This window comes from Lentzea sp. NPDC058436, from assembly GCF_042721515.1.
In the GTDB taxonomy this organism is placed as follows: Bacteria; Actinomycetota; Actinomycetes; order Mycobacteriales; family Pseudonocardiaceae; genus Lentzea.
Genome location: NZ_JBHXLF010000030.1, coordinates 35,664 through 47,439, shown reverse-complemented (window position 1 = coordinate 47,439; position 11,776 = coordinate 35,664). Strand labels below are relative to the sequence as shown.

Genomic DNA, 11,776 nt, shown 5'->3' with positions numbered 1-11,776 from the left:
GCAGCAAGTGCTGTGGCACGACTCGTGACGAAGCCACCCCACCCAGGCATCTTGGTAAGGACGGCTCGCCTGCGGCATCGCGTTCGATCTGCGCTCACCCGGCCGTTGGCGTCCCGCTGCCGCGCCGCCCTCCCCCCGCCCGTCGTCCCGCTGCGCCGTCACCCCAGCCGCGCCGTCACCCCAGCCGCGCCGTGCCGCCACCCCGGACACCACGTCGTCCCCCACCAGGCCCCGTCCCCACCAGGCCCCAGCCCCACCCACCGCGCCGCGATCAAGCCATCCGTCGCGGACTGCTCCCCAACCCGCCTGCCGCGGCGCCGTTCAGCACCGTCCCCTCCGGATAGCCGAGCGGCAGGTACATCCACACGTCGTCCCACCGCTCACCCCCCACCGCGATCGCATTGGGCATCCGCCCGCACTCCCGGAACCCAAGCCCCTCATACAGCTCGATGGCCCCGTGGTTGTTCCCACGCACCCCGAGCATCAAGATCTCAAGACCTGCCGCGCGGGCGTTCGACACCAACCCCTCCACCACGAGCCGCCCGAGCCCCAGCCCGCGTGCCGAAGGGTGCGCCATGATCTGCTGGATCTCGGCCCGGTGCTGGAACACGGCGGTCGAGCCCCGCCGCCACAAACCCACGGCTCGCACCACACCGTCCACACAGGCGACGGCGAAGGCCGCGTCGCCGTCTCGGACCTGCTTCAGCACGCCGTCCAGCCAAGTGGAGATCCGGTCCGGGCCAGGGGGTTCGTGGTAGCCGACCGCGCCGCCCGCCGCCACCACGTCGTGCACCACCGCGTGGATCTCGGTGCGGAGGTGGTCGTCTGCTTCCGAGAGCCAGCGCAAGGTCGTGGACATGCGCTGATCGTAATTGCGTCGAGAATTGTCAGACCCGTTCGTTACCGTCGGGTGGGTGGACAACCTCGTTGAGGCCAAGGCTCTGACCAAGCACTTCGGATCGTTCGAGGCCGTGCGCGGCATCGACGTCGAGGTGCGGCGGGGTGAGGCGTTCGGGTTTCTCGGGCCCAACGGGGCCGGGAAGTCGTCGACCATGCGGATGATCTCGTGCGTGTCCGGGCGGACCGGGGGAGATCTCACGGTTCTCGGCATGGACCCCGCCACGGAGGGGCCGAAGATCCGGGCGCGGCTCGGGGTGGTGCCGCAGCTCGACAACCTCGACACGGAGTTGACGGTCCGGCAGAACCTGCAGATCTACGGGCGGTACTTCGGGATGTCGCGGCAGAAGTGTCGTGAGAAGGCCGAGGAGTTGCTGGAGTTCGCGCAGCTCTCGGACCGGGCCGACCACGAGGTCGAGCCGCTCAGCGGTGGGATGAAGCGGCGGCTCACGATCGCGCGGTCGTTGGTCAACGATCCGGAGCTGCTGTTGCTCGACGAGCCGACGACCGGGTTGGACCCGCAGGCGCGACATCTGTTGTGGGACAGGCTGTTCAGGCTCAAACAAGACGGTGTCACGCTCATCATCACGACCCACTACATGGACGAGGCGGAGCAGCTGTGCGACCGGCTCGTGGTCATGGACGGCGGGCGGATCGCGGCCGAGGGGTCGCCCAGCGAGCTGATCAACCGGTACTCGACGCGGGAGGTGCTGGAGCTGCGGTTCCAGCCGGGGGCCGAGAAGCCTGACCTGGAGAGGTTCGCCGAGCGGGTCGAGGTGTTGCCGGACCGGTTGTTGCTCTACACGCAGGACGGCGAGCACACGCTGAACGTGGTGCACGAGCAAGGGGTGCAGCCGGTGCAGAGCCTGGTGCGGCGCAGTTCGCTGGAGGACGTGTTCCTGAGGCTCACCGGCCGGACGTTGGTGGACTGATGGAGACGTTGAGGGCTTCCTGGTTCGGGTTCGAGAAGACCTGGACGTGGTACCGGCGCAACTGGCGGGCCACGGCGGTGTCGAGCTTCCTGACGCCGGTGCTGTTCCTGCTGGCGCTCGGGCTGGGGTTCGGGTCGCAGGTGCAGTCGACGGCGTTGATCGGGGGCGTGCCGTACCTGCAGTACCTCGCGCCCGCGCTGGTCGTGGTCACGGCGGTGCAGGGGGCGACGTTCGAGTCGACTTTCCCCGTCATGTCGCAGTTCATGTGGCAGAAGTCGTTCATCGCCATGGTGGCCACGCCGATCACGCCTGCGCAGGTGCTCTACTCGCAGGTGATGTGGATCGGCTCGCAACTGTTGCTGCGGTCGATCGTGTTCGTGGGCATCGCCGCTCTCCTCGGTGCGGCGGCCGGGCCGGGGATCCTGCTGGCCATTCCGGTCGCGACGCTGGCGGGGCTGGCGTTCAGTGCGCCGCTCGTGGCGTACAGCGCGACGTTGGACAAACCCGAGGCCTTCAACAACATCTTCCGGTTCGTGCTGATGCCGATGACGTTGTTCACCGGCGCGTTCTTCCCGGTCAGCCAGCTGCCGGACTGGTTGCTGCCGCTGGTGTGGCTCACGCCGGCGTGGCACGGCATCGAGCTCGCGCGCGGCGCGACGTTCGGCACGCTGGACCTCTTACCGGCGTTGGGGCACATCGCGTACCTCGGCGCGTTGGTCGCCGTTGGCGTCGCGCTCGGCGTTCGCTTCTTCCACCGGAGGCTGGCGGTATGACGCAGACACTCGACCGCGCCGATCAGGCGAAACCCGCCAGCGTGGGGCTGTTGTGGCGGGTGATCCCGCCGGGGCTCTACGGCAGGCGCGCGAGCATGCTCGTCGAACGGTCCGCCGTGGTGAACAAACGCGCGTGGTTCGTGCTGGTCGGCGGGGCGTTCGAGCCGATGCTGTTCCTGTGGTCGCTGGGCCTCGGGTTCGGGCAGATGGTGACGGCGGTGGCCGGGCCGGACGGGCGGCCGATCAGCTACGCCGCGTTCGTGGCGCCCGCGTTGCTGGCGGCCAGCGCGATGAACGGGGCCGTGTACGACGCGACGTTCAACGTGTTCTTCAAGTTCAAGTACGCGAAGCTCTACGACGCGATGCTCACGACCCCGATGGGGCCGATGGACATCGCGATCGGCGAGATCTCCTGGGCGTTGCTGCGGGGTGGTCTGTACTCGGCGGGGTTCCTCGGCGTGATGCTCGGGATGGGGCTCATCGCCTCGCCGTGGGCCTTGCTGGCCCTGCCCGCGGCGCTGCTGGTCGCGTTCGCGTTCGCGGCGGTGGGCATGGCGGCGACGACGTTCATGCGCTCGTGGCAGGACTTCGACCTCGTGCAACTCGCGGTGCTGCCGCTGTTCCTGTTCTCGACGACGTTCTACCCGCTGTCGGTTTACCCGGGCTGGCTGCAGACGGTGGTGACGTGGACGCCGCTCTACCACGCCATCGAGCTCATGCGCGGCCTCACGCTGGGCGTGGTCGGCTGGGGCATGCTCGGTCACCTCGCGTACTTCGCGGTGCTGGCGGCCGCCGGAACGGTCGTGGCGGCCCGGCGTTTGGGCAAGTTGTTGCTGGACTGAGGCGCGATTCGGCCCCCGGCTGTGGGGGCCGTTACTCTGGTCGTGTGAGTGTCGAGTCTGTTTTCCCCAGGTTGGAGCCACTGCTGCCGCGGATCTCCAAGCCGGTGCAGTACGTCGGCGGGGAGCTCAACGCGACCGTCAAGGACTGGGACGCGGCGTCCGTGCGCTGGGCTTTGATGTACCCCGACGCGTATGAGGTCGGGCTGCCCAACCAGGGCGTCATGATCCTCTACGAGATCCTCAACGAGCTGCCGGACGTGCTCGCCGAGCGCACGTACGCCGTGTGGCCGGACCTCGAAGCGCTGATGCGCGAGCACGACGTCCCGCAGTTCACGGTCGACGGGCACCGCCCGCTGAAGGCGTTCGACCTGATGGGCATCAGCTTCGCGACGGAGCTGGGCTACACGAACATGCTGACGGCGCTGGACCTCGCGGGCATCCCGTTGCACGCCGAGGACCGCACCGAGGACCACCCCATCGTGGTCGCCGGCGGGCACGCGGCGTTCAACCCCGAGCCGATCGCGGACTTCGTGGACGCGGCGGTGCTCGGCGACGGCGAAGAGGCCGTCCTGGAGATCACCGAGATCGTCCGCGCGTGGAAGGCCGAGGGCAGCCCCGGCGGCCGCGACGAGGTGCTGACCAGGCTCGCCGAGACCGGCGGCGTGTACATCCCGCGCTTCTACGACGTGGAGTACCTGCCGGACGGCCGCATCCAGCGCGTCGTGCCGAACCGCGACCGGGTCCCGTACCGCGTCTTCAAGCGCACCACGATGGACCTCGACGCGTGGCCGTACCCGAAGCAGCCGCTGGTGCCGCTCGCCGAGAGCGTCCACGAGCGGATGAGCGTCGAGATCTTCCGCGGCTGCACCCGAGGCTGCCGCTTCTGCCAGGCGGGCATGATCACCCGCCCGGTGCGCGAGCGGTCCATCGAGGGCATCGGCGCCATGGTCCAGAAGGGCCTGGAGGCGACGGGCTTCGAAGAGGTCGGCCTGCTGTCGTTGTCGAGCGCCGACCACAGCGAGATCGCCGAGATCACCAAGGGCCTCGCCGACCGCTACGAGGGCACGAACACGGGCCTGAGCCTGCCGAGCACCCGCGTGGACGCGTTCAACATCGACCTCGCGAACGAGCTCTCCCGCAACGGAAGGCGCTCGGGCCTCACCTTCGCGCCCGAGGGCGGCAGCGAGCGGATGCGCCGCGTCATCAACAAGATGGTGTCCGAGGAGGACCTCATCCGGACGGTGTCGGCCGCGTTCTCCAACGGCTGGCGGCAGGTGAAGCTCTACTTCATGTGCGGCCTCCCGACCGAGGAGGACGAGGACGTCCTGCAGATCGCGGAGATGGCGAAGAACGTCATCCGAGCCGGCCGTCAGGCCAGCGGCCGCAACGACGTCCGCTGCACCATCTCGATCGGCGGTTTCGTGCCCAAGCCGCACACGCCGTTCCAGTGGGCCCCGCAGTGCGACCCGGACGTCGTCGACGACAGGTTGCGCAAGCTCCGCGAGGCCGTCAACGCCGACCGCAGCCTCGGCCGCAACATCGGCATGCGCTACCACGACGGCAAGCCGAGCCTCATCGAAGGCCTGCTCAGCCGCGGTGACCGCCGCATCGGCAAGGTCATCGAGGCCGTGTGGCGCGACGGCGGCCGGTTCGACGGCTGGAGCGAACACTTCAGCTACGACCGCTGGACCGCCATGGCCGCGCGGGAGCTGGAACCGCTCGGCGTAGACCTGGCCTGGTACACGACCCGCGAGCGCGAGGAGCTGGAGGTCCTGCCCTGGGACCACCTCGACTCGGGCCTCGACAAGGAATGGCTCTGGGCCGACTGGCAGGACGCGCTCGACGAGCGCGAGCAGGACGACTGCCGCTGGACCCCGTGCTTCGACTGCGGCGTCTGCCCGGCCATGGGCACGGACATCGAGGTCGGCCCGACGGGCCGCAAGCTGCTGCCGATCTCGCCGGTGGGCGTCGGTTCGCCGGTGAAGAACCCGGCACTGACGCCGTAACCGGCCTCTGGCGGGGTACGAGCCGACGACAGGGCCCGCGAAAGCGGGCCCTGTTTCGTGTCGGGCGGCTTCGTGATGGTGGCAGGCGCTTCCGCGACCGCGCACACCGCGTTCGCACCGCCCGCGCACGCCGCCCCGGCCGCGCAGCCGCTACGCGCGCATCCGTGCTCTACGCGAGCACGCCGGTGCTACGAGCGCACGCCGGTGCTACGAGCGCAGCCTTGCTACCCGTACAGGTCGCCTGACGCGCGGCGCAGCGCGATCCACGTCCTCATGCGCGCGCAGCCGCTCTACAGCGCACAGCCGCTCTGCGCGCACGGGTCGCCCTTGCGCTACCACCCGTCTGTGTCTCACGCGCGCACGGCCTTCTCACGCGCGCACGGCCGCGCCACCGCCTGTTCGAGGCCCTCACACGCGTGCGGTCGTTTCACGCGCGTACGGCCGCGCCACCGCCCGTGCGCGGCCTCACACGCGTGCGGCGGTCCTCACACGCGCACGGCCGCCCTACGCGCGCACAGCCTCACTCCGCGCCCGATCCCGCCACGTGCCCGTCCGCACCTCAACCGAGCCGCGTGCCCGTCCGCAGCCCAACGCGCGCACAAAAGGACGCCCGCGCCGCCCATCCCAGCCACCAACCGGGCCCTACTTCGTCACCGCGGCCAGAGCGTCCACAAGCCCGTGCCCGTAGAACGAGTTGTACTCCGAGTACCCGGTGCAGAAAGCGTCCTGCACCCCGGTCCCGTTCAAGTCGTAGTCCCCAGGACAAGCCAAAGTCTCAGCCTGAGCGTTCAACATCCGCCCCAACGACACAGCATCCGTCTCGGGGTGCGTAGAAGCGATCAACGCGGCCACCCCGGCCGCGTGCGGCGCCGCCATCGACGTCCCGCACGAGTAGTCGTAGCCGGACGGCACGGTCGACAACACGCACCCGGTCGGCGTCCGCGCGTCACCGCCCGGCGCCGTCACGTCGATCGCGCCCAGCCCGTACGAGCTGTACCCCGCCTTGGTCTTGGTCGACTCCACCGCCGACACGCCGACCACGTTCTTGAGCTGGGCGGGCAGCACCACGCACGTCGAGTCGACCGGCCTCGTCTGCGACTCGCCGTTCGTCGGCGACATCGAGTCGCGTCCGGGGCGGGAGAGGTCCGCGGCGGCGTTGCCCGCGGCGGCGACGGTCAGCACGTTCTGCGAGGTCGCGTAGTCCACGGCGCGGCGCACGGCCTCGTAGATGACGCGCTGGCCCGGCTCGCTCTGGCACGTGAACAGGTACGGGTCGATGAAGTAGCTGTTGTTGGTGATGGTCATGCCCTGCGCGGCGGCCCACATGAAGCCGCACACCGCGTACTCGGGGTAGATGAAGCCCTCGTCGTCGACGACCTTCACGGACGCGATGCGCACGCCCGGTGCGACGCCCGTGGTGCCGCGGCCGTCGTCCGCGGCGGCGATGGTGCCGGCGACGTGCGTGCCGTGGGCCGAGGTCGTCGGGGCCCACGAGGACGGCGACGTGTCGGGCTTGCCGGTCAGGCATCCGGCGGACAGCTCCGGTGCCAGCGCGTCCACCAGGTCCGGGTGGCGGGCGTCGACGCCCGAGTCCAGCACGCCCACGACGACGGACTTGGAACCAGTCGAGATCTCGTGCGCGGCGGAGGTCTTGATGAGATCCATGTCCCATTGCTCGCCCGAGCGCACGCCGGACGGACGGAGCAGTTCCGTGTCGTCCTTCTTGCGCTTCGGCGACCGCTTCACGCTCTCGGCCTGGGCGCTGTACGCGCGCTGCGGGCCGATCAGCTTGAGGAACGACGGGTCCGGCGAGGTCGCGACGGCGACCGAGATCTCGGGGTAGTAGACGGTCGTGGTGCCGCACGCCTCCGTGATCTCCGCGTCCGCCATCTCAGGGGTCGTGAGCTGCGAGAACACCACCAGGTAGCGCAGCAGCGGACCGGGCTGGATGCATTCGGGGGTCACGGGGGAGACCCAGGGCTGCGCGGCCGCGGGCAGGGACGCCGCCAAGCACCCGGCCGCGAGCAGTGCGGTCATCGCCGCCACTCGAGCGCGGTGGAGCAGAGGCACCAGTGACCTCCAGTCAGGCAGGGCGTCCAGTCAGCCGGACCGTAGCCACGCGCAACGATCTAGACAAGCTGAACGTTCTGAATCAGGTTCACGGTACCGTCCTACTGGACGAACAGCCTGCGCCGATGGGACCGCTCACCCGTCGGAACACCACTCGGGAGCACCGCTGAGCCGCAACCTGCCCAACAACCCCTCCGCCGCGGCGGTGCAGAAACTGCGCCTCCGCTACACCAAGCGGGGGAGGTTGCGTTTCACTTCGCACCGCGACATCGCTCGCACGTTCGAACGTGCGCTGCGCAGGGCAGGCGTACCCATGGCCTACTCCCAGGGGTTCAGTCCTCACCCGAAGGTGTCGTGGGTCGGCGCCGCGCCGACCGGTGTCGCCAGCGAGGCGGAGTACGTCGAGGTGTCCGTGGTCGAGAGGCTCGACCCGGTGGCGCTGAGGGCCGCGCTCGACGAGGCGTTGCCACCCGGCATCGACGTCGTCGAGATCGTCCAGGCGCAAGGTGGCAACCTCACCGAGCGCATCGACGCGAGCGAGTGGCGGATCGAGCTCGACGGGGTCGACCCGGACGAGCTCGCGAAGGCGGTGAGCGTCTTCCTCTCGGCGGAGTCCGTCGAGGTCGAACGGCTCACCAAGAACGGCACGAAGATGCTCGACGTGCGGCCCGCCGTCGTGTCGGCGCTGGTCGAACCACGTTCGAGCGACGCCCGACACGATGACACCGCTTTGTCACAACCGTGTGGGATACTCATGACGGTCGTGCGGCAGGTAACGCCTACCGTCCGACCCGACGACGTGCTGAATGCGCTTCGCGTCGTGGCCGATCTCGTGCCGCCGGTACCTGCGAGAGCAACCCGGATGGCGCAGGGAAGGCTCGACGGCGAAGGCGGTCTGGTGGACCCGCTCCAGCAGGACAGAGAGTCCTGACGAGCGAAGACAGTGTCCGATCAACCGCTGTTCGCCGGGACGCGCAAACAGGAGGAGCGGCGCTGACAGCGGCGTCGTCGTGGGACCTGCGCAAGCGTGCGCCCGGTGAGGCGCCACGCCACTGCGCGCGAGGCAAGGATTCCCGCCGCGAGCAGCGGTGGAGAGACAAAAGAGAGGCCCCTGCGCGGCCGCGTCCTCACGGGACGCGCCCGGGGGTGGAGGAGCTGCATGTCGAACAAGGAACAGCCTGCCGGTGGGACCGGCGGGCAGGGTGTCGTTGCCGCGCGCCCTGAACTGGCGGACCTGCCGGACAAGCTGCGGGTCCACGCACTGGCGAAGCTGCTGTCCGTCAGCAGCAAGGACGTGATGACGGCGCTGGCCGACCTCGGTGAGGTCGCCCGCAGCGCGCAGTCGAGCGTCAGCCGCGACGTGGCGCTGAAGGTCGCCGAGACCCTCGTCGACTGGGACGACGTCGTCACCGGTGAGGTCACCGAGGACTACGAGGCCCCCGCGATCCCGGCGTTCGAGGCACCGGCGCTCGCGCCGATCTTCGCCGCGCCGAGCGCGGTCTTCCTGCCGCCGACGCCGGTCGAGCGCCCCAAGGCGCCCGTCTCGCCGTTCGTGGTCGAGGAGGAGCCGGTCGCCGAGGAGAAGTCCGTCGGTGAGATCGCCGCGGACGAGCTCGACGCCGCCGAGGCCGAGACCGAGGCGGACGCCGATGCCGACGCCGACGGTGACGACGAGAGCGACAGCCGCCGTCGCCGCCGCCGGGGCCGTCGTGGCCGCGGCCGCGGCAAGGGCACCGACGCCGAGGCGGGCGACGAGACCGACGAGGCCTCGGCCGAGGAGGCTCCCGAGACCACCGAGTCCGACGACGACGCCGCCGAGGCCGAGGACGAGGGCGACGAGAGCTCGACCCGCCGTCGCCGCCGCCGTCGCCGCCGCAAGACCGGCACCGACGAGGACGTGTCGTCCGAGGACGACCCGCCGAACACGGTCGTGCACGTGCGTGACGCACGCGACGACAAGGCCGACTCCGAGGCCGCGCAGAGCGAGGTGCGCAGCATCCGCGGCTCCACGCGCCTGGAGGCCAAGCGCCAGCGCCGCCGCGACGGTCGCGAGGCCGGCCGCCGCCGTGCCCCGGTGCTGACCGAGGCCGAGTTCCTGGCCCGCCGCGAGGCCGTGGCCCGCACGATGGTCGTCCGCGAGCGCGGCGACCGCACCCAGATCGGCGTGCTGGAAGACGGCGTGCTGGTCGAGCACTTCGTCACGTCGTCGGGCACCGGCTCGATCGTGGGCAACGTCTACCTCGGCCGCGTGCAGAACGTGCTGCCGAGCATGGAGGCCGCGTTCATCGACATCGGCCGCGGCCGCAACGCCGTGCTGTACGCCGGTGAGGTCGACTGGGACGCCGCCGGTCTCGAAGGCAAGTCCCGCAAGATCGAACAGGCGCTGAGCAGCGGCGACTCCGTGCTCGTCCAGGTCACCAAGGACCCGGTCGGCCACAAGGGCGCGCGCCTCACCACCCAGATCAGCCTCCCGGGCCGCTTCCTCGTCTACGTGCCGGGCGGCGGTGCCACGGGCATCAGCCGCAAGCTGCCGGACAACGAGCGCAAGCGCCTCAAGGACATCCTCAAGCGCGTCGTCCCCGAGGACGCCGGCGTGATCATCCGCACCGCCTCGGAGGGCATCTCCGAGGAGGAACTCGGCCGCGACGTCACGCGTCTGCAGGCCCAGTGGAAGGTCATCAAGGAGAAGTCCGACAGCACCTCCACCAAGGCGCCGACGCTGCTCTACGAGGAGCCGGACCTGCTGGTGAAGGTCGTTCGCGACCTGTTCACCGAGGACTTCGCGCAGCTCGTCGTCCAGGGCGACGAGGCGTGGGAGGTCATCGACTCCTACGTCCGCCACGTGGCGCCTGACCTGCAGGACCGCCTGAAGAAGCACGTCGGCAACAGCGACTCCTTCGTGGAGTACCGCATCGACGAGCAGCTGATGAAGGCGCTCGACCGCAAGGTCTGGCTGCCCTCGGGCGGCTACCTGATCATCGACCGCACCGAGGCGATGACGGTCATCGACGTCAACACCGGCAAGTTCACCGGGTCGGGCGGCAACCTCGAGGAGACCGTCACGCGCAACAACCTGGAGTCGGCGGAGGAGATCGTCCGCCAGCTCCGGCTGCGCGACATCGGCGGCATCATCGTCATCGACTTCATCGACATGGTCCTGGAGTCGAACCGCGACCTGGTGCTGCGCCGCCTGACCGAGTGCCTCGGCCGCGACCGCACGCGTCACCAGGTCGCCGAGGTCACCTCGCTGGGCCTCGTGCAGATGACCCGCAAGCGGGTCGGCACCGGCCTGCTGGAGGCGTTCAGCCAGACGTGCGAGCACTGCCGCGGCCGTGGCGTCGTCGTGTCCACCGAGCCCGTGCACTCGCACGGCGGTGGCAACGGAGGCGGCCAGCAGCAGGCCCAGGGCGGTGGCCGCAAGTCGCGCCGCAACAAGGGCGGCGGCGAGCAGGCGGCCGAGACCACCGAGGTCGTCGAGGCGTCGGTCGAAGCCCCCGAGGCCCCGGTCGAGCCCGAGGTCGTCGAGCCGGGCGAGCCCGAGGACACCTCCGAGGACGCCGTCGCGGCCGACCAGGAGCACGAGGCCCACGGGCGCCGTCGCCGTCGCCGCCGTGGTCGTGACAAGGAGCCGCAGGCCGTCGTCGACGCGGTCGTGGTCGAGGAGCAGGCGCTCAACGGCCACGTGCCGCACGAGGTCGCCGAGGACCCGGCACCGGTCGAGGTCGACCCGGTCGTGGTCGCCGAGCCCGAGCCCGTCGTGATCGAGGAGACGGCCGAGGAGCTCGTCGAGCCGGTCGCCCAGGAGCCCGTCGAGCCGCCGGCCGTGACGGGCCGCATCGGCTCGCAGCAGCCTGCCGTGACCGGTCGCATTGGCTCGCAGCAGCCCGCTGTCACCGGTCGTATCGGCTCGCAGCTGCCCCCGCAGGCCGAGGAGCCCGAGCAGGAGCCCGTGGCGGCCCCTGAGCCGGTTGCCGCACCCGAGCCCGTCGCCGAGGCCCCTGCGGCCGTCGTGGAGGCCCCCGCGGCCCGTCCGCGGCGCCGTGCGGCCAAGCGCGCGGCCGGTGCCCCTGCCGCGACCGAGGCGCCCGCCCCGGTCGTCGTGGAGGTGCCCACGCAGCCAGAGGTCCAGATGCCCGCACCGGTGGTCACCACCACCCGCAGGCGCCGCGCCGTGTCGCGGCCCGCGGGACCGCCGGTCCAGGAGGACTGACGCGCGAGAAGTGAGACCGGGGTCGCCTGCTCAGGCGGCCCCGGTT

The 11,776-nt window shown here is 70.5% G+C and carries 8 protein-coding genes; 6 read left to right on the top strand and 2 right to left on the bottom strand.

The window, feature by feature from the left end; genetic code table 11:
* Positions 1 to 271: 271 nt before the first annotated feature.
* Positions 272 to 859 carry a GNAT family N-acetyltransferase gene (locus ACFWN2_RS43365; RefSeq protein ID WP_382436515.1) on the bottom strand — a complete coding sequence of 196 codons (588 nt, stop codon included), beginning with the start codon at positions 857 to 859 and terminating at the stop codon, positions 272 to 274.
* 55 nt (positions 860 to 914) lie between these two features.
* Here ACFWN2_RS43365 and ACFWN2_RS43360 point away from each other — a divergent pair, with 55 nt between their 5' ends.
* From ACFWN2_RS43360 to ACFWN2_RS43345, 4 genes are read left to right on the top strand one after another with little or no spacing between them, the layout of a single operon-like run.
* Positions 915 to 1,829 carry an ABC transporter ATP-binding protein gene (locus tag ACFWN2_RS43360; protein WP_382436514.1) on the top strand — a complete coding sequence of 305 codons (915 nt, stop codon included), beginning with the start codon at positions 915 to 917 and terminating at the stop codon, positions 1,827 to 1,829.
* Positions 1,829 to 2,602, top strand: a complete 774-nt coding sequence (locus ACFWN2_RS43355) for an ABC transporter permease (protein WP_382436512.1) — start codon at positions 1,829 to 1,831, stop codon at positions 2,600 to 2,602. Before ACFWN2_RS43360 ends, ACFWN2_RS43355 begins: the two co-directional genes overlap by 1 nt.
* Complete coding sequence (locus tag ACFWN2_RS43350) at positions 2,599 to 3,444, top strand: ABC transporter permease (protein ID WP_382436511.1); 846 nt, start codon at positions 2,599 to 2,601, stop codon at positions 3,442 to 3,444. The genes ACFWN2_RS43355 and ACFWN2_RS43350 overlap by 4 nt, the downstream gene beginning before the upstream one ends.
* 44 nt (positions 3,445 to 3,488) lie before the next feature.
* Positions 3,489 to 5,450: a TIGR03960 family B12-binding radical SAM protein gene (locus tag ACFWN2_RS43345; protein ID WP_382436509.1), complete on the top strand. Its 1,962-nt coding sequence runs from the start codon at positions 3,489 to 3,491 to the stop codon at positions 5,448 to 5,450.
* 642 nt (positions 5,451 to 6,092) lie between these two features.
* On the opposite strand, the gene ACFWN2_RS43340 is transcribed toward ACFWN2_RS43345, so the two are convergent.
* Entirely contained in the window at positions 6,093 to 7,487 is a 1,395-nt protein-coding gene (locus ACFWN2_RS43340) for a S8 family serine peptidase (RefSeq protein ID WP_382436507.1), read from the bottom strand.
* A 238-nt stretch (positions 7,488 to 7,725) separates the two neighbouring features.
* Here ACFWN2_RS43340 and ACFWN2_RS43335 point away from each other — a divergent pair, with 238 nt between their 5' ends.
* Both ACFWN2_RS43335 and ACFWN2_RS43330 read left to right on the top strand, forming a co-directional pair.
* Positions 7,726 to 8,451: a TIGR03936 family radical SAM-associated protein gene (locus ACFWN2_RS43335; RefSeq protein WP_382436506.1), complete on the top strand. Its 726-nt coding sequence runs from the start codon at positions 7,726 to 7,728 to the stop codon at positions 8,449 to 8,451.
* Between the two features lie 228 nt (positions 8,452 to 8,679).
* Positions 8,680 to 11,730 (top strand): translation initiation factor IF-2 N-terminal domain-containing protein, encoded by a 3,051-nt coding sequence (locus ACFWN2_RS43330; protein WP_382436505.1) that lies wholly within the window; start codon positions 8,680 to 8,682, stop codon positions 11,728 to 11,730.
* Positions 11,731 to 11,776: the final 46 nt, after the last annotated feature.

Bases quoted from the DNA above. Each gene is read 5' to 3' on its own strand.
- ACFWN2_RS43365 (WP_382436515.1), bottom strand. From the start codon at position 859: ATGTCCACGACCTTGCGCTGGCTCTCGGAAGCAGACGACCACCTCCGC.
- ACFWN2_RS43355 (WP_382436512.1), top strand. From the start codon at position 1,829: ATGGAGACGTTGAGGGCTTCCTGGTTCGGGTTCGAGAAGACCTGGACG.
- ACFWN2_RS43350 (WP_382436511.1), top strand. From the start codon at position 2,599: ATGACGCAGACACTCGACCGCGCCGATCAGGCGAAACCCGCCAGCGTG.
- ACFWN2_RS43340 (WP_382436507.1), bottom strand. From the start codon at position 7,487: ATGACCGCACTGCTCGCGGCCGGGTGCTTGGCGGCGTCCCTGCCCGCG.
- ACFWN2_RS43330 (WP_382436505.1), top strand. From the start codon at position 8,680: ATGTCGAACAAGGAACAGCCTGCCGGTGGGACCGGCGGGCAGGGTGTC.